23 protein-coding genes, 3 pseudogenes and 1 other annotated feature are annotated in these 25,659 nt (G+C 43.6%); of the genes and pseudogenes, 10 read left to right on the top strand and 16 right to left on the bottom strand.

Annotated features, from left to right (window positions below):
• Positions 1-4: 4 nt before the first annotated feature.
• Both tyrS and LJE12_RS01385 read right to left on the bottom strand, forming a co-directional pair.
• Positions 5-1,234 carry a tyrosine--tRNA ligase gene (gene tyrS / locus LJE12_RS01390; RefSeq protein WP_008704520.1) on the bottom strand — a complete coding sequence of 410 codons (1,230 nt, stop codon included), beginning with the start codon at positions 1,232-1,234 and terminating at the stop codon, positions 5-7.
• Positions 1,235-1,281: 47 nt separating this feature from the next.
• Positions 1,282-1,573 (bottom strand) — a binding site (T-box leader).
• A gap of 97 nt (positions 1,574-1,670) precedes the next feature.
• On the bottom strand, positions 1,671-3,044 hold the full coding sequence (locus LJE12_RS01385) for a cell wall hydrolase (RefSeq protein WP_227226261.1): 1,374 nt from the start codon (positions 3,042-3,044) through the stop codon (positions 1,671-1,673).
• A gap of 274 nt (positions 3,045-3,318) precedes the next feature.
• Between LJE12_RS01385 and LJE12_RS01380 the strand changes: the two genes are divergently transcribed.
• On the top strand, positions 3,319-3,639 hold the full coding sequence (locus LJE12_RS01380; protein ID WP_118573923.1) for a hypothetical protein: 321 nt from the start codon (positions 3,319-3,321) through the stop codon (positions 3,637-3,639).
• 74 nt (positions 3,640-3,713) lie between these two features.
• Here LJE12_RS01380 and LJE12_RS01375 read toward each other — a convergent pair whose 3' ends face one another.
• Entirely contained in the window at positions 3,714-3,899 is a 186-nt protein-coding gene (locus tag LJE12_RS01375; protein WP_022381124.1) for a hypothetical protein, read from the bottom strand.
• A 178-nt stretch (positions 3,900-4,077) separates the two neighbouring features.
• Between LJE12_RS01375 and LJE12_RS01370 the strand changes: the two genes are divergently transcribed.
• Positions 4,078-4,443 carry a hypothetical protein gene (locus tag LJE12_RS01370; RefSeq protein ID WP_055057858.1) on the top strand — a complete coding sequence of 122 codons (366 nt, stop codon included), beginning with the start codon at positions 4,078-4,080 and terminating at the stop codon, positions 4,441-4,443.
• A complete protein-coding gene (locus LJE12_RS01365) occupies positions 4,436-4,708 on the top strand; it encodes a hypothetical protein (RefSeq protein WP_026650387.1) in 273 nt (90 codons plus the stop codon). Before LJE12_RS01370 ends, LJE12_RS01365 begins: the two co-directional genes overlap by 8 nt.
• A gap of 155 nt (positions 4,709-4,863) precedes the next feature.
• On the opposite strand, the gene LJE12_RS01360 is transcribed toward LJE12_RS01365, so the two are convergent.
• The 7 genes from LJE12_RS01360 to LJE12_RS01330 form a co-directional block, all read right to left on the bottom strand.
• Positions 4,864-5,388: a CinA family protein gene (locus tag LJE12_RS01360; protein WP_055057857.1), complete on the bottom strand. Its 525-nt coding sequence runs from the start codon at positions 5,386-5,388 to the stop codon at positions 4,864-4,866.
• 15 nt (positions 5,389-5,403) lie between these two features.
• A complete protein-coding gene (pgsA, locus tag LJE12_RS01355; RefSeq protein ID WP_008704529.1) occupies positions 5,404-5,943 on the bottom strand; it encodes a CDP-diacylglycerol--glycerol-3-phosphate 3-phosphatidyltransferase in 540 nt (179 codons plus the stop codon).
• Positions 5,927-7,264 (bottom strand): 30S ribosomal protein S12 methylthiotransferase RimO, encoded by a 1,338-nt coding sequence (gene rimO, locus LJE12_RS01350; RefSeq protein WP_008704530.1) that lies wholly within the window; start codon positions 7,262-7,264, stop codon positions 5,927-5,929. The genes pgsA and rimO overlap by 17 nt, the downstream gene beginning before the upstream one ends.
• 88 nt (positions 7,265-7,352) lie before the next feature.
• Positions 7,353-7,712 carry a DNA-directed RNA polymerase subunit omega gene (rpoZ, locus tag LJE12_RS01345; protein ID WP_118613259.1) on the bottom strand — a complete coding sequence of 120 codons (360 nt, stop codon included), beginning with the start codon at positions 7,710-7,712 and terminating at the stop codon, positions 7,353-7,355.
• Positions 7,713-7,754: 42 nt separating this feature from the next.
• Positions 7,755-8,378: a guanylate kinase gene (gmk, locus tag LJE12_RS01340; RefSeq protein ID WP_008704533.1), complete on the bottom strand. Its 624-nt coding sequence runs from the start codon at positions 8,376-8,378 to the stop codon at positions 7,755-7,757.
• Positions 8,371-8,643, bottom strand: a complete 273-nt coding sequence (locus LJE12_RS01335) for a DUF370 domain-containing protein (protein ID WP_008704535.1) — start codon at positions 8,641-8,643, stop codon at positions 8,371-8,373. Before LJE12_RS01335 ends, gmk begins: the two co-directional genes overlap by 8 nt.
• A gap of 11 nt (positions 8,644-8,654) precedes the next feature.
• Entirely contained in the window at positions 8,655-9,536 is an 882-nt protein-coding gene (locus LJE12_RS01330) for a YicC/YloC family endoribonuclease (RefSeq protein ID WP_008704536.1), read from the bottom strand.
• A gap of 569 nt (positions 9,537-10,105) precedes the next feature.
• Here LJE12_RS01330 and LJE12_RS01325 point away from each other — a divergent pair.
• The 3 genes from LJE12_RS01325 (at position 10,106) to LJE12_RS01315 (ending at position 14,944) form a co-directional block, all read left to right on the top strand.
• Entirely contained in the window at positions 10,106-11,851 is a 1,746-nt protein-coding gene (locus LJE12_RS01325) for an Rqc2 family fibronectin-binding protein (protein ID WP_227226259.1), read from the top strand.
• A gap of 144 nt (positions 11,852-11,995) precedes the next feature.
• The gene (locus LJE12_RS01320; protein WP_008704538.1) at positions 11,996-13,552 is read left to right on the top strand and encodes an ABC-F family ATP-binding cassette domain-containing protein; all 1,557 of its coding nucleotides are present in this window, start codon (positions 11,996-11,998) and stop codon (positions 13,550-13,552) included.
• A 27-nt stretch (positions 13,553-13,579) separates the two neighbouring features.
• Positions 13,580-14,944: an MATE family efflux transporter gene (locus tag LJE12_RS01315; RefSeq protein ID WP_227226257.1), complete on the top strand. Its 1,365-nt coding sequence runs from the start codon at positions 13,580-13,582 to the stop codon at positions 14,942-14,944.
• Between the two features lie 79 nt (positions 14,945-15,023).
• On the opposite strand, the gene leuS is transcribed toward LJE12_RS01315, so the two are convergent.
• The 3 genes and pseudogenes from leuS to LJE12_RS20450 form a co-directional block, all read right to left on the bottom strand.
• Positions 15,024-17,426, bottom strand: coding sequence for a leucine--tRNA ligase (gene leuS, locus LJE12_RS01310; protein ID WP_022381115.1), 2,403 nt, complete (start codon positions 17,424-17,426; stop codon positions 15,024-15,026).
• 268 nt (positions 17,427-17,694) lie between these two features.
• Complete coding sequence (locus tag LJE12_RS01305) at positions 17,695-19,785, bottom strand: elongation factor G (protein ID WP_008704541.1); 2,091 nt, start codon at positions 19,783-19,785, stop codon at positions 17,695-17,697.
• Between the two features lie 335 nt (positions 19,786-20,120).
• Positions 20,121-20,228 (bottom strand): annotated as a pseudogene (locus LJE12_RS20450) (DUF6783 domain-containing protein); the annotation flags it as partial.
• A gap of 207 nt (positions 20,229-20,435) precedes the next feature.
• Here LJE12_RS20450 and LJE12_RS01300 point away from each other — a divergent pair.
• Complete coding sequence (locus tag LJE12_RS01300) at positions 20,436-21,527, top strand: prephenate dehydrogenase (RefSeq protein ID WP_025576901.1); 1,092 nt, start codon at positions 20,436-20,438, stop codon at positions 21,525-21,527.
• Here LJE12_RS01300 and LJE12_RS20445 read toward each other — a convergent pair.
• A pseudogene (locus tag LJE12_RS20445) lies at positions 21,493-21,636 on the bottom strand (DUF6783 domain-containing protein). The gene LJE12_RS01300 and the pseudogene LJE12_RS20445 overlap by 35 nt on opposite strands.
• On the opposite strand from LJE12_RS20445, the pseudogene LJE12_RS20440 reads away from it, so the two are divergent.
• The 3 genes and pseudogenes from LJE12_RS20440 to LJE12_RS01290 form a co-directional block, all read left to right on the top strand.
• Positions 21,595-21,705: pseudogene (locus LJE12_RS20440) on the top strand (DUF6783 domain-containing protein); the annotation flags it as partial. The pseudogenes LJE12_RS20445 and LJE12_RS20440 overlap by 42 nt on opposite strands.
• A 92-nt stretch (positions 21,706-21,797) precedes the next feature.
• Positions 21,798-23,072, top strand: coding sequence for a 3-phosphoshikimate 1-carboxyvinyltransferase (aroA, locus tag LJE12_RS01295; RefSeq protein ID WP_227226255.1), 1,275 nt, complete (start codon positions 21,798-21,800; stop codon positions 23,070-23,072).
• Between the two features lie 454 nt (positions 23,073-23,526).
• Positions 23,527-24,516, top strand: a complete 990-nt coding sequence (locus tag LJE12_RS01290) for a 2-hydroxyacid dehydrogenase (RefSeq protein ID WP_008704545.1) — start codon at positions 23,527-23,529, stop codon at positions 24,514-24,516.
• 63 nt (positions 24,517-24,579) lie between these two features.
• Here the strand turns inward: LJE12_RS01290 and LJE12_RS01285 are convergent, their stop codons facing one another.
• Together LJE12_RS01285 and LJE12_RS01280 are read right to left on the bottom strand one after the other, a co-directional pair.
• Positions 24,580-24,957, bottom strand: a complete 378-nt coding sequence (locus LJE12_RS01285; protein ID WP_020993787.1) for a hypothetical protein — start codon at positions 24,955-24,957, stop codon at positions 24,580-24,582.
• Between the two features lie 60 nt (positions 24,958-25,017).
• Positions 25,018-25,569, bottom strand: coding sequence for a flavodoxin family protein (locus tag LJE12_RS01280; protein ID WP_025576904.1), 552 nt, complete (start codon positions 25,567-25,569; stop codon positions 25,018-25,020).
• Positions 25,570-25,659: the final 90 nt, after the last annotated feature.

Here is a 25,659-nt window from a genome sequence, read left to right as displayed (position 1 = left end):
TTTTTTATTTTGCCAGAACTTTGTTGAATTTCTTTTTGCCTTTTTTCAGCACTACACCTTCACCTGTAAGTGCATCTTTGGCAACTGTGTATTTCACATCTGTGATCTTCTCACCGTCAATGGAAACACCGCCCTGTTCAATGGCGCGACGTCCCTCGGAACGTGTTGGAACCATTCCTGCTTTTACAAGCATGGAGATCAGGTCGATTGTTCCTTCTTCTGAGAAGTCTTCGTCTGCAAGCTCAGTTGTCGGCATGTGTGCTGTATCAGCGCCGCCTGCAAAAAGTGCTCTTGCGCCTTCCTGCGCTTTCTTTGCTTCCTCTTCGCCATGAACCAGATTTGTCAGCTCGTATGCAAGGATTTCTTTTGCTTTATTCAACTGGCTTCCTTCCCATTTCGCCATCTCATCGATTTCTTCTAACGGAAGGAAGGTAAGGAGACGCATACATTTGATAACATCTGCATCATCCACGTTTCTCCAGTACTGATAGAAATCGAAAGGAGAAGTCTTCTCCGGGTCAAGCCATACAGCACCGGACTGTGTTTTACCCATCTTCTTACCTTCGGAGTTCAGAAGAAGTGTGATCGTCATGGCGTAAGCGTCTTTTCCAAGTTTACGACGGATCAGCTCTGTACCGCCAAGCATATTTGCCCACTGGTCATCACCGCCGAACTGCATGGTGCAGCCGTATTTCTGATACAGCATGTAGAAGTCGTAGCTCTGCATGATCATATAGTTGAACTCAAGGAATGTAAGTCCACGTTCCATACGCTGTTTGTAGCACTCGTGAGAGAGCATACGGTTTACAGAGAAATGTGGTCCAACATCACGAAGTACTTCTACATAATTTAAATTCATCAGCCAGTCTGCATTGTTTACCATTAATGCCTTGCCGTCTGAGAAGTCGATAAAACGCTCCATCTGTTTCTTGAAGCAGTCGATGTTGTGCTGAATGGTCTCCACTGTCATCATCTGACGCATATCAGATCTTCCGGACGGGTCACCGATCATACCGGTTCCGCCGCCTAATAATGCGATTGGTTTATTTCCCGCCATCTGCAGACGTTTCATCAGGCAGAGCGCCATGAAATGTCCTACATGAAGGCTGTCTGCGGTAGGGTCAAAGCCAATGTAAAATGTGGCTTTTCCATTATTTACCATTTCTTTGATCTCTTCTTCGTCTGTTACCTGGGCAATCAGACCACGGGCTTTCAGCTCGTCCCAAACTGTCATTGTTTGTTTCCTCCTCGTAATAAAATAAAACAACCCGGTTCCTGTCCCTTTAGGACGAGAACCGGGTCCCGCGATACCACCTAAATTCGCAGAAAACTCGCATTCTCTGCCTCAATAAGTAACAAACCATGCCATTGTTATGATAAACAACGGTTCTCTCTGTTACTTAAGCATGTTAACGGATGCCACTCCGCTGCAGCCTACTTACCTTACAATATCTCTGAGGTGTTCGGTGCAGAGCTCCGGGAGGTATTCACATAAGTTCCCCACGCGCCTCTCACCTGCCGGCAGCTCTCTGTCTGTTTTCCCTATGTTACTCTTTCCCATCTGTGCTTTTTTATATCATATATCTGCAAGTATACAAATACAAAATTTATTTGTCAAGGAATTTATAACAATCCTCTTCATATTTCACCAACTTAAAGCATTAATGTACTCACCCTGAAATCCAGTCCACAAAGAATACATGTCCTTTGTACTGTTCATATTCCAGCTTGCTGAAATTAAGGTTCTGTGCCTTAAATGCTGCCGGAGTCATAAAGAATTTGTAATTGAAATCCTTTGTCTTAAATCCCGGGAGTGTTCTCTTTGTGCCATGATTCACATAGTTACTGAACACTTCCATGGCTGCCTTTGCTGCCGCATAGGCATTGGTCCTGTCCTCAAACTGGCCTTTCAGTCTTTTAAGAAGTGCTCCGTCTGTGACAACCGCATACTGGGTAGGTTTTCCCTGATATACCACATAACGGATCTGTGACGGAAATTCTTTATATTGGTCAATGGTACAGTTTAATACGCAAAGCGCAACTGCCTCCATTCCCACGACTCCCTGATCTCCTGCTTCTGCATCACACACTGCTGCCAGAAGATCCAGATCTGACACCTTTCCGTCTGCAATTCCCGGATGTTCCAGGAACTCTTCTTCCATATAGTAGTATTTATTATTCTTCGCATCAAAGACCTTGACATATTTGCCCTCTACTGTGTAATCATTATCGGAAGTCTTTGTTGCAGCACCGTCAGAATCAAACCTGTATGTAGTTCCGTCAATGGAAGCGATGGTATTTGCCAGCATCACTCCTGATGTATCAAAGTAATATTTCTTTCCATCAAGCTCAAGCCAGCCTGTCTTCGCCTTACCATCTGAAGGGTTGAAATAATATTTCTTACTTCCTACGGTTCCGAAACCTTTCTGATAACGGACACCGGTTGATTTTGAAAAATAGTAATAGTCTGAGTCAATTTTCTCCAGACCTGTATACATTATTCCATTTGACGGCTTAAAGTATCTGTAATTTCCGGCACTGCTCTTCACCCAGCCTGTACACATACGTCCATTGGCCTGACTGAAATAGCGTTTCTGTTCTTTTTTGTTCTCCACCCAGCCTTTGGCCATAACGCCGGAACCGCTGTAAAAATAATATTTATATTCATCTGTATCTGTGAGCCAGCCTCTTGTCAGCAGGCCTGTTGTCTCATCAAAATGACGGGTATTTCCATTGGAATCAGTGATAAATCCTGTCACCATATATCCGGCTCCGCTGGTAAAGTATCGAATCGCCTGTCCGCTGGAGTCTTTTACCCAGCCTTTTACCTGAACTCCTGTTTTCTTATCAAAGTAATATTTCTTACCCTTAAGTTCCAGCCAGCCTTTCTGTTTGGAACCGTCTTTGTTTATGTAATAGGTTTTCCCTTTCTGAGTGACAAATCCTGTTTTTGTTGCCGCGGATACACTAAAACAGCCCATTACAAAAACGGTCATCACAAAAAGGAGCAGATACTTTAACAATAGTTTCCCATGTTTCTTCATTCTTATTCTCCGTTTCCTCTCTTTTTATACGTATTGTTTTACGTTTTAATTGGGTTATTGTTGCATTTCTTTCTCAATCATTACAGATTTGTTACGTGGTATATTATATCGGATTCATATATTATTGTCAACTTGTGAAAAGCAACAATTCGCATCGAACTTAAGGTTATTGGTTATTGGTTACTGTGAACATAATGAACAATAATGAAACTGTAACACTTTTTGCGGTTCCACATATGATAGGATTGTAAAGAAAAAAAACGGAGGATTTAATATGAGCGACTTAGCTGCTACAAATTGCGGATGTGAGGACAGAGGAGGATGCGGATGTGGCTGCGCTAATAACAGCGGATGCGGATGCGACAATGGCTGCGGATGTAATAACGGATGTGGATGTAACAGTGGATGGGGACTTTCAGGCGGAAATAATTCCTGCTGTAATATCCTCTGGATCATCATCCTTCTGTGCCTGTGCGGAAACAATAACTGCGGATGCAACAATGGCTGCGGCGGATGTGGCAACGGTGACAACTGCTGGATTATTATCGTGCTGCTTCTGTTATGTGGAAACAATGGCTGTGGATGTGGCTGCTGACAATCATTTTCTGTTGGCAGGGGGATCTTTCCCTCTGCCTCTTTATATTTTACAGGATTATAACTTCGTCCTTATTATTCATGCTGCCTGATATTATCCTTATCTTTCATATTCCGGGAATTGATCCTGTCTGTTTTCTTTTCCGGGTGCACTGTCTGAGCACATTGTTTTTTCTTTTTCACACACTCCAAATCTATCTCATAAAAAGCATTTCCATCTATAATAAGCATTTCTTTCTTTTCTTCTGACTCTGATCCCATATCTGATTCTCCATTTTTTGCAACTGCAAACGCATGATACCTGCAGCAATTCCATAAAATTTGAGGCAGCGTGCAGTAAAACAGTCTCACAGTTACTTAAATTCTACTTTATTATATGTCAGAATCCTTCTCCCCGTCATATTCTGTTAATAAAAAACATAAAATGGAAGCAGATATTATGAATGAAGAGCAGATTTCCCAGACTTTGCTGGATCAGATGGTCAGTTCTGACCGCGAACAGATGATAAAAGCCGCCATTCCTTATCTTCCGCCAAAAGGACAGCAGATTTTCTCAGTCTATGAAAAAGCGGTTGAATTTATCAATACGGTTTCTGTTTTCAGCAAAAGAAGTTCCGGCAGCGATCTGTGTGCCATGAGCATGCCGGCCCAGAATCCGGTGGATATCGTCAATGATATCCGCAGCTTCTGTTATGGTCCCAGCAGGGATAAATTAAATCAGATGGTAAATATGATGGCTATGGTTCAGATGCTGCAGCTCATGAATCAGCCTGCAGATGGTGAGAAGGAGGATTCCCATGAATGATGACTGGCGCAACAACCCGAAGCTTGCAGGTATGGATCGTTCCAAGCTTGATATGCTTCAGAATCTGGCTTCCCAGGGAAGTTCAAAGGGTGCAAATGAGATGCTGCCTTTCCTGATGAGTGCAGCTGCTCAGGGGAAAAAAGGCGGTCTGAAATTTAATGCTGATGAGATTTCTGCGATCATTGAAGTGCTGAAGATGGGGAAATCTCCCGCAGAGACACAAAAACTTGATAAAGTGGTGAACCTTATGAAAATGATGCGGTGACCAAGTCCCCACTCACTGCTTATTGCTTTTCGCAGACTCCGCAGAAAACTTACCTGATTCGGTTAATATGAATTGCCATGATAACAAAAAGAGTACATTTCATCAACTTTCCGAAATGTACTCTTATGTTCAGTAATGTAACTTGTCACCAATTATTATCTGTCATATTTGCGCAGCCTGTCGCAGATAAATGTCAGTGCCTGTTCAACTGCCTGGTCTCTGATACTTTTTCTGTCGCCCTCAAAGTGAAATTCCCTCACAGTTGTCTTTCCTGCACAGTAACATCCCATAAATACAGTTCCCACCGGTGTTTCCTCTGTTCCACCGCCCGGACCTGCAAGTCCTGTCACAGAGAGACAGACATCGGTTTTGGCTGCTTTCGCACCGCCTTTTGCCATCTGTCCGGCACATTTGGCTGAGACAGCACCTTCTTTCTTCAGTGTGCTCTTCTTTACTCCAAGACATTTTCTTTTGGCGCGGTTTGTATATGTGACATAGCCGCACATAAATACCTCAGAAGCTCCCGGCACATTTACGATGTCCGCTGCTACCGCACCGCCTGTACAGGACTCGGCAAGAGACAGTGTCATTTTCTTTTTTTTCAGGAGTCCTACAACTGTTTCTTCTAATGCTGTTTCCTCTAATGCTGATTCTTCTGATGCTTCCTTTTCTGAAGCCATATTAAAGCCTTCTTTCTAATCCTGCATGGACAGAACACTTCTGTTCTGCCAGATATATGTGATCAGGGAAATAACGGTAAGTGCCAGAGAAAGCCAGATAAATATCTGTTCCAGAATATCAAACACTCCGCCCAGATCGATCAGCAGTAAAATGATCATGATCATCTGGGAAACCGTCTTGAATTTGCCCCAGTAGTTTGCCGCGATCACAACACCGTTCTCGGCTGCGATCAGACGGAATCCGCTGATAATAAATTCTCTTCCTATGATAATGATAACAAACCATGCCGGAAGTTTTTCCAGTTCAATAAAGCAGATCATTGCAGAACACACAAGCAGCTTGTCTGCAAGAGGATCCATGAATTTTCCAAAGTTTGTCACCAGATTGTATTTTCTGGCAAGCTTTCCATCAAACCAGTCGGTCACACTTGCAACAACAAAAATAGCAAGTGCTATATAGCGGTTTGCCTCACCGCCCAAGTCTGTAAGCATAAACAGTACAAGAAACGGAACCAGGATCATTCTGGCTACTGTAAGTTTATTCGGTGTATTCATCTGCCAACTCTCCTATCAAATCATATTCCAGTGCACCGGTCACACGTACCTTTGCAAAATCTCCTGTCATCAGAAGTTCTCCTGTCTGCACAAAAATATAACCGTCGACCTTTGGTGCATCTCCGTAAGTTCTGCCAATGTATGCGCTCTCATCTGCAACTTTTCCCTCGATCATCACGAGAAGTTCCTGTCCGATACGGTCAGTTCCCTTATCATAGGAAATCTCCTGCTGAAGCTCCATGATCTCGTCACGTCTGGCCTCTTTGACTTCTTCCGCAACCTGATCAGGCATCGTTGCTGCAGGTGTATCTTCTTCCGGTGAGTAAGTAAATACTCCCAGACGGTCAAATTCCATCTCATCCACAAAGCTCATCAGCTCTTCGTGGTCTTCCTGTGTTTCCCCGGGGAATCCGGAGATCAGAGTGGTACGGAGCACGATGTCAGGAATCTCCCGGCGAAGCTTATTTACAATCTCCACCAGTTCTGCCTGTGTTGTCCTTCTTCCCATTCTCTTTAAGATACGGTCACTTGCATGCTGGATCGGAAGATCCAGATAATGGCAGATCTTCTTCTCCTCTTTCATGGTCTGGATCAGTTCATCATAAATTTCCTCCGGATAGCAGTAAAGCACGCGGATCCAGCGGATTCCTTTGATCTTGCATAACTCTTTCAGGAGGATATGAAGAGATTTCTTTCCATATATATCAGTTCCATATACGGTTGTCTCCTGTGCGACAAGGATCAGCTCTTTTACGCCTTCCTCTGCCATCTCCTTTGCCTGTGTTACCAGACGTTCCATCGGAACGCTTCGGAATTTACCGCGAAGTTTCGGGATGATACAGTAGGTGCAGTGTTTATCACAGCCTTCTGCTATCTTGAGGTATCCGAAATGTCCGCCTGTTGTGAGAACACGTTTGCCAAGCTTTTCCGGAAGATAATCAATATCTTTAAATTCCTGGAAATGTTTTCCTTCCATTGCTTCACGGATTGCCTTAAGGATGTCTCCGTAGGAAGTTGTTCCAAGTACTGCATCTACTTCCGGTACTTCCTCAATGATCTCATTCTTATAACGCTGTGCCATACATCCTGTGACAACCAGGACTTTACAGCTCCCGGTTTTCTTGTATTCTGCCATCTCAAGGATGGTGTTGACGCTCTCTTCCTTTGCGTCATTGATAAAGCAGCAGGTGTTCACCACAATGGCCTCTGCTTCAGTTTCATCATCTACGATCTCGAACCCGTTACCTGTAAGAAGTCCAAGCATTTCTTCGGAATCTACAAGGTTCTTGTCACAGCCTAATGATACGAATAATAATTTCATAAATTCTCCTATAAGAATGTGCCTGAAAATATACCTCTGTAATTCTCAGACACATCCTTTTGTTTATCTATTGTGTTACCATCAGTTCTTACTCTTCAGTTGTTTCTGCAGTTGTTTCTTCTGCTGTTTCAGCAGTCTCTGTGATTTCAGAAGCCTGTGCTGATTCTTCTGTCTGTGCCTCAGCTGTCTGTTCTGTTCCTTCTTCATCCTCTTCTTCCGGAGCAAGGATCTTTACTTTTCCTTTGTAGAGCTCGTCGATCGCAACTGAGAGAGGTTTCTTGCCTTCCGCACCCTCTACCATTGGTTTGGAACCTGCAATGATCTGGCGTGCACGTTTACTTGCAGCAAGTACAAGGGAATAACGGCTGTTAAGGGACATTGTTGTATCGTCGTCCTCACTGTTTGTATTGATTGCTTCGATTAATTCTGTATAAGACGGATGTATCATGTATTTTCTCCTTTCTTTTAAGCGGTCTGGGCCGCATGTTTATCATTTCTGAAATGCTTTTGTCTGTTTCTGGATATCTGCGATAAATTCTGCATTTCTGGATACTCTGGAATGTTCACTCACAATAATCTGATGAAGATGGTCTACGCATTCCTCTACAGTATCGTTGACAAGAATATAGTCATATTGTCCCATACCTTCTGCCTCTTCACCAGCTCTTGCAAGTCTGTCTGCGATCACCTGTGCGGTTTCTGTTCCTCTGCCTGTGAGACGGCGTTCCAGTTCCTCCACAGTCGGCGGAGTTACAAACACCAGAAGTGCTTCCGGTATTTTCTCTTTGATCTTCATTGCGCCCTGGATTTCGATCTCAAGGATTACATTTCTGCCTGCCTGAAGCTGCTCTTCGACATAAGAGCGTGGAGTGCCGTAATAATTTTCCACATACTGGGCATATTCAAGCAATGCATCCTCTTCGATCAGCTTCTCAAATTCATCCCTTGTACGGAAGAAATATTCTCTGCCGTCCTCTTCACCGGGACGGGGTTTTCTGGTTGTTGCGGAGACAGATAATGCATAACCATCATATTTCTCCATGAGGCGTTTCATTACTGTGCCTTTTCCTGCACCGGAAAATCCGGAAACCACTACTAAAATTCCTTTATTCATGGGTCTCTCCCTTATCCTCGTTTTCATATATTTCTGCAAATCTCCGGGCAATGGTCTCAGGCTGAAGTGCGCTGAGCACCAGATAATCGTCGCTTGTGACGATCACTGCTTTTGTCTTTCGCCCCTGAGTTGCATCAATCAGTGACCGGGTTCCCTTTATGCTCTGCACCATTCTTTTTACAGGTGCCGCATCCGGGCTTACCACTGCCACGATTTTCTGTGAATTGACTACATTTCCAAAACCGATATTAATAAGTCTTGCCACGTTTTCTTCCTCTATTCTACGTTCTGGATCTGTTCTCTGACTTTCTCGATCTCTGTTTTCAGATCAATGGCAATGTTGGAAATCTCCAGATCACTTGATTTGGATAAAATCGTGTTTGCTTCTCTGTTCATTTCCTGTGCCATGAAGTCCAGTTTGCGTCCGATGCCTTCTTTCTCTGTTGTAAGCATCTTTTTCATGTTCCTGATGTGGCTGTGAAGGCGGACGGTTTCCTCATCATTGCAGATTTTGTCTGAAAACAGGATGACTTCTGCTGCGATGCGGTTGTCATCGATCTGTGTGTCTTCCAGCAGCTCGGAAACTTTTGCTTCCAGTTTGGTCCTGTAGGCATTGACTACTTCCGGAGAGCGGGCTTCTACACGTAATACTTTTTCTTCAAGGCTGTCCAGTTTTCCGATAAGGTCTTTCTCAAGATTTCTGCCTTCCAGTATCCTTGTCTGGACAAATTTCTCACATGCCTCGCGAAGGGGCGGTTCCAGAGATTCCCAGAGTGCTTCCTCATCAACAGACTGTTCTTCCATGACAAGTACCTCCGGATAGCGTGACAGGGTGCTGACTTTGATATCGTAGTCAAGGTCAAAGTCCTGCTGCATCTGTTTAAGACAGGTGATGTATTCGGATGCGAGTTCTCTGTTGTATTTGAGAGCTCCGTTGTCCAGGGTGTAGTCTTCGTATGTGATGTATACATCAACTTTGCCTCTCTGGATGTAGGTTTTCATCAGGTTTCTGACTGCGCCTTCCAGGAAGTTGAGTTTTCTGGGCATTTTGATGCTGAGGTCCAGGTATCTGTGGTTGACAGATTTTAGTTCGATTGTTATTTTTCTTTCTTTGGTCACGACTTCTGCCCGGCCGAAACCTGTCATGCTTTTTATCATAGTTTTTCTCTCTTTGTCTGTCTATTAGTGTCGGGGTATGTGTGCCTGTTCTGGTTTACATACAGATTTATTATAGTTCATTATAGAATGGGAGTCAAACATTTTTTCGTTGATGGCGGTAGGAAATGTGTGGTATACTGGTAAAAGGGACGCAGGATAAAATAAATGGTCTGGGGCGCGGTTTCGGAAGCTAGTCAACTCTAAGGCTTCGGAAATTTGCTAAAAGCATGAAAAAAACAGCAAAACTCGCTTCGCTCAGACAGGTTGCTGTTTTTTTCATAACGCAAATTCCCAAAGCCTAAGAGTTACTACGCTCCCTGCAAATGCGCCCCAGACCATTTATTTTATCCTGCTGGCAGCTGGCTGTGGGAGGTATATGGTATATTTATGAAAGGCTTTCAAAAAGGCCTGTTATATTAGAGTTTGTTTGTCAGAAAGGGCTTCGCCTTTCTGACGTAGGTGATGTTTAGATTTTATGTATTACCTGTCAATTATAAAATTGTTATCAGTCATATTGGGGACTGAGATTTTGATTATTGTGAGTATTATTTAAAAAGGAGTGTTTTTATATGGCTTTTGATGGGATTACGATTGCGGCTATGGTGAAGGAGCTGCATTTGAATTTGGATGGAGGACGGTTTAATAAGATTGCTCAGCCGGAGGCGGATGAGCTTTTGATTACGGGGAAGGGGGCGAATGGGCAGTGCAGGCTGCTGCTTTCGGCCAGTGCTTCTCTTCCGCTGATTTATTTTACTTCCAAGAATAAGCCCAGCCCTATGACTGCGCCTAATTTCTGTATGCTGCTGCGTAAGCATATTGGAAGTGCGAGGATTTCGGATATCAGGCAGCCGGGGATGGAGCGTGTGGTGATGTTTGAGCTGGAGCATCTAAATGAGCTGGGGGATCCCTGTAAGAAGGTTCTTATCATGGAGCTGATGGGCAAGCACAGTAATATTATTTTCTGTGATGATAAGGGGATGATCCTGGATAGTATCAAGCATGTTTCTTCTCATATGAGTTCTGTGCGTGAGGTGCTTCCGGGAAGGGAGTATTTTATTCCGAAGACGCAGGATAAGCTGGATCCGCTGACTGTGAGTGAGGAGGAGTTTTGTGATGTTGTGTGCAGGAAGCCCTGTAATATTTCCAGGGCTGTTTACTCTTCTCTTACGGGAATCAGTCCGGTTGTTGCGGAGGAGATCTGTTTCAGGGCTTCGATCGACGGGAGTGATGCAGCGCAGTCTCTGGATGAGGCGGCGAGGGTGCATTTGTATCATACGTTCCGCAGGCTGATGGATCAGGTTGTGGAGGGGGATTTTTCTCCGAATATTGTTTACCGGGGGGAAGAACCTGTGGAGTATGGTGTGTTTGCGTTCCAGCAGTATGGACCGGAGTATCATTCTGTGGAGTTTGACAGTGTTTCACAGATGCTGGAGACTTATTATGCGACGAAGAATACGCTGACGCGTATCCATCAGAAGTCTTCGGATCTGAGGAGGATCGTGCAGACTGCGCTGGAGCGTAACCGTAAGAAGCTGAGTCTGCAGGAGAAGCAGATGAAGGATACTGCGAAGAAAGAGAAGTATAAGGTTTACGGGGAGCTGATCAATACTTACGGGTATGGGCTGGAGGATGGATGTAAGTCGTTTAAGGCTCTGAATTATTATACCAATGAGGAGATTACCATTCCTCTTGATCCTACTATGACTCCGGCGGAGAATTCCAAAAAGTATTTTGACAAGTATGGAAAGCTGAAGCGTACGGAGGAGGCTCTGACTGAGCAGATTGCAGATACGAGAAGCGAGATTGAGCATCTGGAGTCTGTTTCCAATGCTCTGGATATTGCTCTGGCTGAGAGTGATCTGGCACAGATCAAGGAAGAGCTGATGGAGTATGGGTATATTAAGAAGCATTATGACCGCAGGAAGGGGCAGAAGGCGCAGAGTAAGTCTAAGCCGTTCCATTATGTGACTGAGGATGGGTATGATATTTATGTGGGAAAAAATAATTTCCAGAATGATGAGCTTACCTTTAAGTTTGCCACAGGGAATGACTGGTGGTTTCATGCCAAGAAGATGGCCGGTTCGCATGTGGTCGTGAAGTCTAAGGACGGAGAACTGCCGGATCATATCTTTGAGATTGCGGGACAGCTTGCCGCTTATTATTCCAAAGGACGTACTGCTCCTAAGGTGGAGATTGATTATATCCAGAAGAAGCAGGTGAAAAAGCCTGCAGGGGCGAAGCCCGGATTTGTGGTTTATTATACAAATTATTCGCTGATGGCTGAGCCGTCATTAAAAGGAGTCAGGGAAGTCTGATTATACTGTTGTATAGTTACAAATATTAAAAGAATTGCGGGAGCTGCTTTGCAGCGGAGTAAGTAATTCGTGGATGTCAGGTCAGGGGTGAAATACCTTTTGACCCTGACATTATATAACAATAATTAAGGAGAATTTCTTTTTATGAGTATTTTGAATGTTGAACATCTGACACATGGTTTCGGAGACAGGGCGATTTTTAATGATGTGTCTTTCCGCCTGTTAAAGGGCGAGCATATTGGACTGGTTGGTGCCAACGGGGAAGGTAAATCTACTTTCTTTAATATTGTAACTGGAAAGCTGATGCCGGATGAGGGTAAGATTGAATGGGCAAAGAATGTACGTGTCGGCTATCTGGACCAGCATTCTGTTCTTTCTCAGGGTATGTCCATCCGTGACGTGCTGAAGTCTGCGTTCTCTTATCTCTTTGAGATGGAGGAAAGAATGAATGGGATCTGTGACTCTCTTGGCACTGCTTCTCCTGAGGAGATGGATACTCTGATGGAGGAGCTGGGAACTATTCAGGATACCCTTACCATGCATGATTTCTATGTGATCGATGCGAAGGTGGAGGAAGTTGCCAGAGCCCTGGGACTTCTGGATATCGGACTGGAACGTGATGTTACAGACCTGAGTGGTGGTCAGAGGACCAAGGTTCTGCTTGGCAAGCTGCTTCTGGAGAAGCCGGATATCCTGCTTTTGGACGAGCCTACCAACTATCTGGATGAGGAACATATCGAATGGCTGAAGCGTTATCTGCAGGATTATGAGAATGCATTTATCCTTATCTCCCACGATATTCCGTTTCTGAATTCTGTTATCAATCTGGTTTATCATATGGAGAATCAGGAACTGAACCGTTATGTCGGGGATTATGACCATTTCCAGGAAGTGTATGAGGTGAAGAAGGCTCAGCTTGAGGCTGCTTACAGACGCCAGCAGCAGGAAATCAGTGAACTGAAGGATTTCGTCGCAAGAAATAAGGCCAGGGTTTCTACAAGAAATATGGCAATGTCCAGACAGAAGAAGCTGGATAAGATGGATGTGATCGAGCTTGCTGCCGAGAAGCCGAAGCCTGAGTTTCATTTTAAATACGGACGCACTCCGGGGAAATATATTTTCGAAACGAAGGATCTGGTTATTGGTTATAATGAACCTCTTTCCAGACCTGTTACTCTCTCTATGGAAAGAGGAAATAAGATTGCGCTGGTTGGTGCAAACGGTATCGGTAAGACAACTTTACTGAAAAGTATTCTGGGGTTGATCCCGTCTCTGAAGGGTTCCTGCGAACTTGGGGAGAATCTTCAGATTGGATATTTTGAGCAGGAAGTAAAGGGTGATAACAAGACTACCTGTATTGATGAAATCTGGGCGGAGTTCCCGTCTTATACTCAGTATGAGGTGCGGTCTGCTCTCGCCAAATGCGGTCTGACTACCAAGCATATTGAAAGTCAGGTACGTGTACTGAGTGGCGGGGAGCAGGCGAAGGTGCGTCTGTGTAAGCTGGTGAATAAAGAAACGAACATTCTGCTTCTGGACGAGCCTACCAATCATCTGGATGTGGATGCAAAAGAAGCTTTGAAGCAGGCATTGATCGAATATAAGGGAAGCATTCTCCTGATCTGCCATGAACCGGAGTTTTACCGCGATGTGGTTTCTCAGGTATGGGACTGCAGTAAATGGACTACAAAAGTATTATAATAATTGGTACATGAAGGGTTATTACAAATGAGTAAATCAAAAACTGTGGATCTGACTTCCGGTCCGATCCTGAAAACTCTGGCAGAGCTGGCTCTGCCTATCATGATTTCTTCCATGCTGGGAACAGCATACAGTATTATGGATATGGCATGGATCGGACTGCTTGGTGCAAAGGCGGTTGCAGGCGTGGGAGTAGGCGGAATGTATGTCTGGCTCTCCCAGGGGCTTGCATCCCTGTCAAGAATGGGCGGACAGGTAAATACAGCTCAGGCATGCGGGCGCAAAGATTATAACCAGGCACGTTCCTATGCTGCCGGTTCTCTGCAGCTCACTGCACTGTCCGGCATTTTGTTTGCTGCTGTCTGTGTTATTTTCATACAGCCTCTGCTGGGATTTTTTAATCTGACCGACGCAGAAACTTATACTGCTGCCAAATCTTATACATTGATCACCTGTGGACTGATTCTTTTTTCTTATCTGAATCTGACGCTGACAGGACTCTCTACTGCGCAGGGAGATTCCCGCACTCCCCTGCTTGCAAACTTTATCGGGCTTGCAGGAAATATGATCCTGGATCCGCTGCTGATCCTTGGCATCGGACCTTTCCCGAGGCTGGAGGTTGCCGGAGCCGCTATTGCGACAGTAAGTTCACAGATTCTGGTTTTTGTGGTGATGGTTATGCGTATCCGGCATTCCAGACTGGAGCCCAATGTTTTACAGCATCTGAATCTGCTGTCTGTTTTTCCAAAAGAATATTATAAGCACATTTTCAGGATCGGGTTTCCCACAGCTATACAGGGAAGCATTTACTGTTTCATCTCCATGATTCTGACCCGTATGGTTTCCGGTTATGGTGCTGCCGCTATTGCAACGCAGCGTGTTGGCGGACAGATTGAATCCGTATCCTGGAATACTGCTGATGGTTTTGCTTCAGCACTGAATGCTTTTATTGCCCAAAACTACGGTGCACGAAAAAAAGACCGTATCCGTAAAGGTTACAGTCTGTCATTTCGCGTTCTCACAATTTGGGGCCTGTTTGTCACTGCAGCTTTTGTCTTTCTTCCGGAACCAATTGCCAGGTTATTTTTCCACGAAAAAGAAGCTCTGGATACTGCTGTCAATTATCTGGTCATTATCGGATTCAGTGAAGTCTTTATGTCCATTGAGCTGATGACAGTGGGCGCATTATCAGGACTTGGACGCACCAGATTATCCAGTATGATCAGTGTGATCCTGACAGGCTCACGAATCCCGCTGGCATTGATCCTGACACATGCGGGAATGGGATTAAATGGTGTATGGTGGGCGCTTACAATCTCTTCTATCGTGAAGGGAATCGTGTTTACACTGACATTCCGGCATATCAGCAGGCGGTTGCCTGAAAAGGTCTAAAGGTCTCTTAATATAGCTGTCAAACTCAAAAGAGGACTGTTCAGAAAAATTTCTGTCAGTCCTCTTTTTACTATTTCTATTATTTCGCAACAAAGTTTACGATCTTGTTCGGTACATAAATCTCTTTGATAAGGTTCTTACCTTCCAGGAAGGAAGCAATTCTCTCGTCTGCTTTGGCGATCTCGAATGCTTTTTCTTTTTCACATCCGTTAGGGATTACGATTGTTCCTCTTACTTTACCGTTTACCTGTACACCGATCTCAACGGTCTTGGCAATTGTTTTGCCTTCATCGTATTTCGGCCATTCGGAAACTGCCAGTAAGCCTTCACCTCCGATGAATTCCCAGATTTCTTCGCAGATATGCGGTGCGAACGGGCTAAGCAGTTTGATAAAGATGGTAAGGTCATCTTTGCTTAAGTGTCCTTCTGCTGTGATCTCATTAATGAGTGTCATCAGGCTGGCAATCGCTGTATTGAATTTCAGGTTCTCGATATCAGAAGAAACTTTCTTGATGGTACGGTGGAGTTTCATCTCCAGTTCATCAGATACGGATTCTTCAGAAAGGATATCTGTCAGACCTGCAACACGGTCCAGGAACTTCTTACAGCCCTTTACAGAGTTCTCGCTCCATGGTGTAGCTGCGCCATAGTCACCCATAAACAGCACATAGGTACGAAGAGTATCTGCACCGTATTCTTCTACAATATCCAGCGGGTCAACTACATTACCCTTGGATTTACTCATTTTATCTCCGTCCGGTCCGAGGATCAATCCCTGGATGGAACGTTTTGCGTATGGTTCCGGTGTATTTACTACGCCAAGATCATACAGGAAATGATGCCAGAATCTGGAGTAGATCATATGTCTGGTAACGTGTTCCATACCACCATTGTACCAGTCAACAGGCATCCAGTATTTCAGTTTGTCCATATCTGCCAGTGCATTTGCATTGTGCGGATCTGTATATCTTAAGAAATACCAGGAAGATCCTGCCCACTGAGGCATAGTATCTGTCTCACGCTTCGCTGCAGCACCACATTTCGGGCATGTGCAGTTTACGAAAGAATCAATCTTTGCAAGTGGGGACTGTCCGTCTTCACCCGGCTCGAAGTCCTTTACATCCGGCAGGCGCAGCGGAAGTTCGTTCTCCGGAACTGCCACAACACCGCAGTTCGGGCAGTGGATAAGCGGGATTGGCTCACCCCAGTATCTCTGGCGGTTGAATGCCCAGTCTTTCATCTTATACTGAACACCGGCTTTACCGATTCCTTTTTTCTCCAGTTCTTCCAACATACGCTCAATAGAATCTTTCTTCTTTGCATATCCGTTCAGGAAATCGGAGTTTACCATTTCGCCGTCGCCTGTATAGGCTTCTTTGGAAATATCTCCGCCTTTGATAACTTCGATAATGTCGATGCCGAATTTCTTCGCGAAATCATAGTCACGCTGGTCGTGAGCAGGTACTGCCATGATAGCACCTGTACCATATCCCATCATTACATAGTCAGCAATGTAGATTGGGATTTTCTTACCGTTAACCGGGTTGATTCCCTCAAGTCCCTGGATTCTCACACCTGTTTTATCTTTTACAAGCTGAGTTCTCTCAAACTCTGTTTTCTTTGCACACTCATTACGATATGCAGTGATCTCATCCATGTTTGTGATTTTATCTGCATATTTGTCAATGATCGGATGTTCCGGTGCGATTACCATGAATGTTACACCAAACAGAGTATCCGGTCTGGTTGTATAGATTTCAAGTTTCTCATCGATTCCGTCAACATCGAAGTTAACGAAAGCACCTTTTGATTTGCCGATCCAGTGGATCTGCTGCTGTTTTACATTATCCGGATAGTCTACATCTTTCAGACCTTCCAGAAGCTTATCTGCATACTGGGTGATTCTTAAATACCATACATCCTTGGATTTCTGAACAACATCACTGTGGCAGATATCACATTTACCACCCTGACTGTCCTCATTGGAAAGGACTACTTTACAGTGCGGGCAGTAGTTAACCAGTGTTCTGTCTCTGAATACAAGACCTTTTTCGAACATTTTCAGGAAAATCCACTGTGTCCATTTGTAGTAGTCTTCATCTGTTGTATCGATCACACGGTTCCAGTCAAAGGAAAATCCAACTTTCTTTAACTGGTTTGAAAATCTCTTGATGTTCTCATCTGTGATAATACGTGGATGTGTTCCGGTCTTTACCGCGTAGTTCTCTGTCGGGAGACCAAATGCATCAAATCCGATCGGGAAAAGTACATTATAGCCTTCCATACGACGTTTTCTGGAAATAACCTCCAGACTGGAATATGCTTTGATATGTCCTACGTGCATACCGGCACCGCTTGGATATGGGAACTCTACCAGACCATAGAATTTAGGTTTGTCACTGTTATCTTTGGCTTCGAAGACTTTGGCTTCTTCCCATTTTGCCTGCCACTTAGGCTCGATCTTTTTAAACAAGTATTTCATCTCTATACTTCCTCCAACATTTTGCTATATCTAAAAATTCATTTTAATTCAATGGCGCCGGTTTGTCAATGTAACGTTTCGCAGTATTGGCTGTTTTTACGATAAAAATGGGACCTATTTTATAGTTACTACCAGTGAACAGTAAAAACAGGACATCTCACATTTCTGTCAAATGTCCTGTCTTCTTTATTTCTTATATACTTACATCTAATTCATAGCGCTGATATATTTATCTGCTGCCTCTCTGTCGGTAACCGCCAGCCTCTTATTATTCTTCAGATTTATCTACCTTACTTGCTCTGGCTTCAATTTCTTTTGCCTGAATATCTCCAGGAGCCTGCTCGTAGCGTGCAAATTCATAGGAGAATTCTCCGCTTCCACCTGTCATAGAACGAAGATCTGTGGAATATCCATAAATCTCAAGCTGTGGAACATCTGCCTCAATAATGGTATTGCCCTGATGATCAGGAGTCATACCAAGAACACGGCCACGACGTTTGTTCAGGTCGCCCATAACATCACCGGTAAATTTATCCGGAACAGTTACTTTCATAGATACGATTGGCTCTAAGAGTACAGGTGATGCATCCATAAAGCCTTTCTTAAATGCAAGAATCGTTGCCATCTTGAATGCCATTTCTGAGGAGTCTACCGGATGATAAGATCCATCATATAAGGTAGCTTTCACACCAACTACAGGATATGCAGCCAGAGGTCCTTTTAATACGCATTCCTGAAGACCTTTCTCAACTGCCGGGAAGTAGTTCTTCGGAACTGCACCACCAACTACAACCTGTTCAAATTCATAAGGTGTCTCCAGATCGCCTGATGGCTCGAAACGCATCTTAACATGTCCATACTGTCCATGTCCACCGGACTGTTTCTTATGTTTACCCTCTACATCTGCATTCTTACGGATCGTCTCGCGGAACGGAACCTTCGGTTTGCTCAGCTCAACATCTACTTTGTAGCGTTCTTTTAATTTATTCATAACGATATCGAGATGCTGATCACCGATACCATAGATAAGGCTCTGACGGTTTGCACTGTCATTTACTACACGAAGTGTCTTGTCTTCACTCATCATCTTCGCAAGTGCCTGGGAAATCTTATCCTCATCACCCTTCTTCACTGCTTTAAATCTCTTGCAGGTATATGGTGTGGAAAGGAGTGCCTTCGGATAAAGAATCGGATTTGCTTTTGTCGCAAGGCTGTCACCAGTCTGTACGCTGTTTAATTTGGCAATTGCACCAATATCACCGGCATGAAGTTCCGGAACCTCGATCGGTTTGGATCCTTCAAGTACATATAATTTATTCAGACGTTCTTCTTCGCCTTTCTCTACGTTTAATAAAGTGTCATCGGATTTGATAACACCGGAGCATACTTTAATAAGAGAATATTTGCCAAGGAACGGGTCTGCAATTGTTTTCCACACATATGCGGATTTCACTTTCGTGAAGTCGTAGTTTGCTTCAAAGATCTCATTTGTCTTCTGAGCGATTCCGTTGCAGGAGCGTTTGTCCGGGCTTGGGAAATATCCGCAGATATCATCCAGTAAGTTGGATACACCGCGAAGATTGATCGGTGAGCCCATGCATACAGGTACGATAGATGCTTCCTGTACGTTCATTGCAAGTGCTGCGGAAACCTCTGTTACTGAGAATGTATCACCTTCAAAATAACGATCCATGAATTCCTCGCTGGTCTCTGCAACAGATTCCATAAGGATATCATGATATTTCTCCAGATATTCATCCAGGTATTCAGGAATCGGGCATTCCTCTTTCTTACCTTTATCTATGTACTTACGTCCTGCCTGTTTTACAACATTTACATATCCTACAAATTTGCCGTCTTCACGAATCGGGAAGTGAAGCGGTGCGATCTTCTTGCCGTAGAGTTCAGTGAGCTGTTCTACTACTTTACGGTAGCTGACATCATCTACGTCCATATCTGTGACAAAGATCATTCTCGGAAGTTTATATTTCTCACATAAGTTCCATGCCTTCTGTGTTCCAACCTGAACGCCTGCTTTACCGGAAACTACAATGATCGCTGCATCTGCTGCGCTTACTGCTTCTTCTACTTCGCCTACGAAATCGAAATATCCGGGAGTATCCAGCACATTGATCTTTACCTTATCCCACGGTACCGGGATCAATGTGGTAGAAATGGAAAAATGTCTCTTAATCTCTTCTTTGTCATAATCGCTGACAGTATTTCCGTCTTCTACTCTTCCGAGACGGTTAGTCATTCCTGCTAAGTAAGCCATTGCTTCTGCCAGTGTAGTTTTGCCAGCGCCCCCATGACCTAAAAGGACTACATTTCTAATTCGGTCAGTTCTAAATACATCCATGTTGCGTACCTCCCTGTTTGTCTGTTATGTTATTGCCGCCTGTAACGTCCGCAGCAACGATATGGCTATATATTACTAAATTTTTTTATATTTTTCAAGTATTTTATGAAATTTTAACATCTTTTTTTGTGAACTTCTTGTAAATTGATGAGCATTTTATATATTTTCAGTAATTTTCACGGATCGCGACTGTGAATTTTATCTCAAACGTGCAGCTGGCTGACTGATTTTGATTGTACGAATATTTATAGTGCATCGTTTTTTCAGTTGACTATAGCAGTCCTAGAGCGTGTCTGAAAAAGGCTTTCTGCAAGATGTGCGTCACAATTTGTGGGATATTTTGCCCGGATGAGGGCGCCGTAGCGGGCTACGGCAACTGAATTCGGGTGAAATATCCCGCAAATTGGGGCGTGTAGATTGCGGGAATGATTTTTCAGACACACTCTAGTAACCAGAGTGCGAAAGACATGGAAGATATCTGCATATGATACGGCGTTCGCTTTGTCGCTTTAAATTATTTATGTATAAAAGTGCCGTATGAATTGACTTTTCAAATCATATCCTTTAAAATAGTAAATTATGAAATCATGTAACTGTTCCGTATTTTCACAGTTACGAATAATGTTACCTGAAAGGATGCAAAAACCACTATGAAAACTATCGGTTTTATCGGTCTCGGACTGATTGGCGGATCAATTGCCAAGGCCATCCGAAAATACCATGAAGACTACCGACTTCTTGCTTATGATCAGGATCGGGAAACACTTGCTGCAGCAGTAAGCAGCAATATGATCGATGCTGTATGCGAAGAACATGATGAACGTTTCAGGAGCTGCGATTATATTTTCCTGTGTGCTCCTGTAGAATTTAATGTAAAATATCTTGAATATTTCAAAGACAATATCGGTCCTGACACGATTCTCACAGATGTTGGAAGTGTCAAGGGCATTATCCATAAAGAAGTAGAACGTCTTGGAATGGAATCCCGTTTTATCGGAGGTCATCCAATGGCCGGTTCTGAGAAGACCGGATTCGAAGCTTCCAGTGACCGTCTGATTGAGAATGCTTACTATATTATTACTCCGGGCGGTGAAGTTGCACTGGAACGCCTGACAGATTTCACAGAGATGATTTCTTCCCTTGGTGCGATCCCGATGGTCCTTACAAGTGAAGAACACGATTTCATCACTGCCGGAGTCAGCCATCTGCCTCATATTATTGCTTCTGCACTGGTAAATCTTGTCAATATGCTGGACAGTGATCAGGAATACATGAAAACGATTGCAGCCGGAGGTTTCCGTGATATCACACGTATTGCTTCTTCTTCTCCAATTATGTGGGAGCAGATCTGTGTGGAAAATAATCAGAATATCTCCAATGTTCTGGATGACTACATCCGCCTGCTGGTTCAGATCAAATGTTTTGTGGATAACAAGGACTCCAGGAGTCTGTATCAGATGTTTGCAAGTTCCAGGGATTACCGTGATTCTATTGATGTGGTAGACAATGGTCTGCTGAAAAAAGCTTATGTCCTGTATCTTGATATTGCGGATGAGGCCGGCGGTATTGCTACAATTGCCACTATCCTTGCGATGGAGAAGATCAGCATTAAAAATATCGGTATCATTCACAACCGTGAATTCGAGGAAGGTGTCCTCAAAATTGAATTCTACGACGGAATCTCTATGGAAAAGGGTGCCGCACTCCTTAAAAAAAGAAATTATATTGTCTACGAACGCTAGAGCGTATCTGAAAAATCATTCCCGCAATCTGCACGCCCCACTTTGCAGGATATTTCACCCGAATTCAGTTGCTGTAGCCCGCTACGGCGCCCTCATCCGGGCAAAATATCCCACAAATTGTGACGCACATCTTGCAGAAAGCCTTTTTCAGACACGCTCTAAACAGATCACCCTTTGACATTCATTTCAAAAATATTTTGTCAAAAGCAGATTGCTATAAATAGCTGCAGGGAAATACAGAAATATTATAAAAACAGGCAGGAATCAAACATGGAAATAAAAAAACAGACAAACCTCAGAGGAGAACTCACTGTACCCGGAGATAAATCCATTTCTCATCGTGCAGTTATGTTCGGTTCTCTTGCACAGGGTACTACAAAGATCACACATTTTCTTGAGGGAGCTGACTGTCTCTCTACTATCTCCTGTTTCCGGAAAATGGGAATCGATATTGAAAGAAATGCTTCCGAAATCCTCGTTCATGGAAAGGGACTTCACGGACTCAGTGCTCCGTCTGAAACTCTGGATGTGGGAAACAGTGGGACTACCACAAGACTGATCTCCGGAATTCTGGCAGGACAGTCTTTTACCAGCGAATTAAACGGCGACGCTTCCATTCAGTCCCGTCCAATGAAAAGGATTATGACTCCTCTTCTGTCTATGGGCGCTGATATCGTAAGTCTGAGGGGCAATGGATGCGCACCTTTGCGTATTACAGGAAAGCCTTTACATGCCGCTCATTATCAGTCACCGGTTGCTTCCGCACAGGTAAAATCCTGCGTGCTTCTGGCTGGTATGTATGCAGATGGGAGCACCAGCGTTACTGAGCCGGTACTTTCCAGAAATCATACAGAGATCATGCTGAATTATTTCGGCGCAAATGTGACTTCCCAGGGAACAACTGCTTCTATTGAACCGGAGCCTGTGCTGAACGGACGCGAGATTAAAGTTCCCGGAGATATTTCTTCTGCTGCTTACTTTATCGCAGCAGGGCTTCTTACTCCCGGAAGTGAGATTCTTCTTAAAAATGTAGGCATTAATCCAACCAGAGACGGAATGCTTCGTGTATGTAAGGCTATGGGGGCTGATATTACTCTGCTGAATGCAAGTACAGAGGGTGAGCCTACCGCTGACCTGCTGATCCGCACAAGCAGTCTTCACGGAACCACTGTTGAGGGTGAGATCATCCCCACACTGATCGATGAAATCCCGATGATCGCTGTGATGGCAGCTTTTGCAGAGGGGACTACTGTTATCAGGGACGCACAGGAGCTGAAGGTAAAAGAATCCGACCGTATCGCAGTGGTAACAGAAGGGCTGAAACGCATGGGAGCTGATATTCAGCCGACTGATGACGGAATGATCATCCATGGAGGAAAGCCACTTCATGGTGCCGAGATCAATTCTTATCTTGATCACCGTATTGCCATGTCCTTTGCTGTTGCAGGTACAATTTGTGACGGTACACTTACTATCAAAGATGGGGACTGCGTTAAAATTTCCTATCCGGAATTCTATGAAGATCTGTACTCTCTCGGAAAATAGCAACTGTCATTTATAATTATGTTGCTGTCAACATATCATTTTTTTATGTTTGTTGACAGCAGCATAATTTTTACTGTTCACCTGTAATATCCCGCAAGATGTTTTTTTATCCTGCATATCTTTTGTCTTTCTGTACATACTTTTCATAACAAAGCATAATTTGCAATTCCTATTTACAGTATCTTCATACTCTCTCAGATTGTATTTTTATAGATACTTGAGAAATTTTATCCAAAATAGTCTTTTCTTTTTCCGATAAATCGGTTATAATGTGAATCGTCAGAAGATTGTTATTATTTTAACATTATTCGATTTGTTTTACTATAGCAGGATTTCACACTCTGATGGTCTGGATTAAGATGCATTATTTATGAGGATTGCTATACACACTGATATTATAATTTTCACGGTGAGTATACCATACAGGTATACAGCCAGAGAGGAGCTAACATTTATGAAAATCTTATTTTACGGCACAAAAAACTACGACGAAGAATTTTTCGAGAAGCTTCTTCCTTCCTATCCGGGAATTACAATTAAATTTACCGAAGCAAATATTCACGAAGAAACTGCTTCCCTTGCAAAAGGATATGAGGCAATCTGCGCTTTTGTAAACGCTGATCTGAGCACTCCTGTTATCGAAGAGCTGAATGCTCAGGGTGTAAAACTGATTCTTATGCGCTGCGCAGGATATAACAATGTAGATCTGGAAACTGCTCACAAATTCGGAATGAAGGTTCTGCGTGTTCCGGGATATTCTCCGGAAGCTGTGGCTGAGCATGCAATGGCACTTGCGCTGACCGCAAACCGCCATACACATAAAGCATACATCAAATGCCGCGAAAACAACTTCTCTTTAAGTGGTCTGATGGGACTTAATTTCTATCAGAAAACTGCCGGAATCATTGGTACCGGAAAAATTGGCCAGGCAATGGCAAAAATCTGCAAAGGTTTTGGTATGAGAGTTATCGCTTACGATCTTTTCCCGAATAAGAGCCTGGATTATCTGGAATATGTATCTCTGGATGAGCTTCTGGCAACCAGTGATCTCATCAGTCTTCACTGCCCGCTTACAGAAGAAACCAAACACATCATCAATGAAGAAACTATCGCCAAAATGAAAGATGGTGTAATTCTTGTAAACACTTCCCGCGGCGGCCTGATCAAGACAGAGGACCTGATCTCCGGAATCCGTGATCATAAGTTCTTTGCAGTAGGACTGGATGTTTATGAAGAAGAAACTGATTTCGTATTCGAGGATATGTCCGAGCGTATTCTGCAGAGCTCCATTACCCAGCGCCTGCTCTCCTTCCCGAATGTAGTGATGACTTCTCATCAGGGATTCTTTACAAAAGAAGCACTGACTAACATTGCTGAGACTACTCTCGAAAATGCGAAAGCATTTATGGATGGGAACGAACTGAAGAACGAGGTTCTTTCCTGATAATTACAGAAATATGATCAGGGGGCTGTCGCAATAATAATTCCAGCGACAGCCCCCTTGTGATTATTTTTCAGTTTTCGTTTTAGTTTCTGATTTCGTTGTATCTGCAGAATCTGATGTTTCAGTTTTATCCGCAGATTTTTTTGCAGAAGAATCTGAAGTTTCTGCTTTATCTGTATTTTCCGTTTTATCTGTAGTTTCTGTTGCATCTGTAGTATCTGTAATGTCAGCGGTTTCTTCCTCAGGCTCATCAATCTGTTTCATATCCTCGTCAGAAGTATCTGCATCCATTTCATTCAGCTCTTCTTCTGTCAGCGGTTCAAGATCATCCTGATAAATTTCCTTATTTGTAATATCATCTTCTGACTTCTTCCCACATCCGGCAAGACCGATGGATGCCAGAAGCATTCCTGTAATCATAAAGTATTTTATTTTTTTCATTTTAATCATCCTTTCGTCTGTTCCACATAACACAAATGGTGTTTCATTTTCAGATAATATTTATTCTGCTGTTCTCAATCTGCCTGCCAGATCTTTTATTTCCTGTATGATATCTTCTCTGTCTCTGACCGGCACTTTGTCTGTACGGTTCACATATACAGTCCCCAGACTGTCACAGCTCATCTGACGAAGCAGCATCTCTGCCGTACTTTCCGCTTTTTCTCTGGGTCCGATACTTCCTGCTGTCAGCAGAACTGCTCCTGTTTTCTTCTTAGGAACAGGTTCTTCTTTACGGATATATCTTGCGCTGAAATAGGTCTGCAGTCTGCTCATCACAGCAAGAAGCATTCCCGTAACCTCCTCAAAATATACAGGAGATGCCATAATAATATGGTCACATTCTTCAATGTACGAAAGAACCTCCTGCCATTCATCTTTGACTGCGCATCCTGCATGGTCAAAACACCATCTGCAGTCTATACACGGTCGGATATCTGCCCTGTAGGCATTAACCACCTTAAAATCCCCTCCAAGATTTTCCTGCAGAGTCCGGATCATATATGCAGTTTCACCGTTCTTTCGCGGTGAACCGTTGAATATCAATGTTTTCATCTTTATTTTTCCTCATATTCTTTCCTGAGAAGTGCTATCTCACGTACCCATCTCTCATTATCTTTGAATGCTTTCAGAGCATGTTTCATA

The sequence above is a fragment of the Blautia sp. DFI.6.71 genome (genome assembly GCF_020593585.1).
GTDB lineage: Bacteria > Bacillota > Clostridia > Lachnospirales > Lachnospiraceae > Blautia_A > Blautia_A wexlerae.
This window is presented reverse-complemented; position numbering and strand designations above follow the sequence as displayed.

Excerpts from the sequence above, each read along its gene's own strand:
- rimO (WP_008704530.1), bottom strand. The coding sequence starts at position 7,264 with ATGAAATTATTATTCGTATCATTAGGCTGTGACAAGAACCTTGTAGAT.
- gmk (WP_008704533.1), bottom strand. The coding sequence starts at position 8,378 with ATGAATAAAGGAATTTTAGTAGTGGTTTCCGGATTTTCCGGTGCAGGA.
- LJE12_RS01370 (WP_055057858.1), top strand. The coding sequence starts at position 4,078 with ATGAATGAAGAGCAGATTTCCCAGACTTTGCTGGATCAGATGGTCAGT.
- LJE12_RS01300 (WP_025576901.1), top strand. The coding sequence starts at position 20,436 with ATGAAAACTATCGGTTTTATCGGTCTCGGACTGATTGGCGGATCAATT.
- LJE12_RS01325 (WP_227226259.1), top strand. The coding sequence starts at position 10,106 with ATGGCTTTTGATGGGATTACGATTGCGGCTATGGTGAAGGAGCTGCAT.
- tyrS (WP_008704520.1), bottom strand. The coding sequence starts at position 1,234 with ATGACAGTTTGGGACGAGCTGAAAGCCCGTGGTCTGATTGCCCAGGTA.
- LJE12_RS01290 (WP_008704545.1), top strand. The coding sequence starts at position 23,527 with ATGAAAATCTTATTTTACGGCACAAAAAACTACGACGAAGAATTTTTC.
- LJE12_RS01360 (WP_055057857.1), bottom strand. The coding sequence starts at position 5,388 with ATGGCTTCAGAAAAGGAAGCATCAGAAGAATCAGCATTAGAGGAAACA.
- LJE12_RS01375 (WP_022381124.1), bottom strand. The coding sequence starts at position 3,899 with ATGGGATCAGAGTCAGAAGAAAAGAAAGAAATGCTTATTATAGATGGA.
- pgsA (WP_008704529.1), bottom strand. The coding sequence starts at position 5,943 with ATGAATACACCGAATAAACTTACAGTAGCCAGAATGATCCTGGTTCCG.
- LJE12_RS01365 (WP_026650387.1), top strand. The coding sequence starts at position 4,436 with ATGAATGATGACTGGCGCAACAACCCGAAGCTTGCAGGTATGGATCGT.
- LJE12_RS01305 (WP_008704541.1), bottom strand. The coding sequence starts at position 19,785 with ATGGATGTATTTAGAACTGACCGAATTAGAAATGTAGTCCTTTTAGGT.
- LJE12_RS01380 (WP_118573923.1), top strand. The coding sequence starts at position 3,319 with ATGAGCGACTTAGCTGCTACAAATTGCGGATGTGAGGACAGAGGAGGA.
- leuS (WP_022381115.1), bottom strand. The coding sequence starts at position 17,426 with ATGAAATACTTGTTTAAAAAGATCGAGCCTAAGTGGCAGGCAAAATGG.
- LJE12_RS01315 (WP_227226257.1), top strand. The coding sequence starts at position 13,580 with ATGAGTAAATCAAAAACTGTGGATCTGACTTCCGGTCCGATCCTGAAA.
- LJE12_RS01280 (WP_025576904.1), bottom strand. The coding sequence starts at position 25,569 with ATGAAAACATTGATATTCAACGGTTCACCGCGAAAGAACGGTGAAACT.
- LJE12_RS01385 (WP_227226261.1), bottom strand. The coding sequence starts at position 3,044 with ATGAAGAAACATGGGAAACTATTGTTAAAGTATCTGCTCCTTTTTGTG.
- rpoZ (WP_118613259.1), bottom strand. The coding sequence starts at position 7,712 with ATGATACATCCGTCTTATACAGAATTAATCGAAGCAATCAATACAAAC.
- aroA (WP_227226255.1), top strand. The coding sequence starts at position 21,798 with ATGGAAATAAAAAAACAGACAAACCTCAGAGGAGAACTCACTGTACCC.
- LJE12_RS01320 (WP_008704538.1), top strand. The coding sequence starts at position 11,996 with ATGAGTATTTTGAATGTTGAACATCTGACACATGGTTTCGGAGACAGG.
- LJE12_RS01330 (WP_008704536.1), bottom strand. The coding sequence starts at position 9,536 with ATGATAAAAAGCATGACAGGTTTCGGCCGGGCAGAAGTCGTGACCAAA.
- LJE12_RS01285 (WP_020993787.1), bottom strand. The coding sequence starts at position 24,957 with ATGAAAAAAATAAAATACTTTATGATTACAGGAATGCTTCTGGCATCC.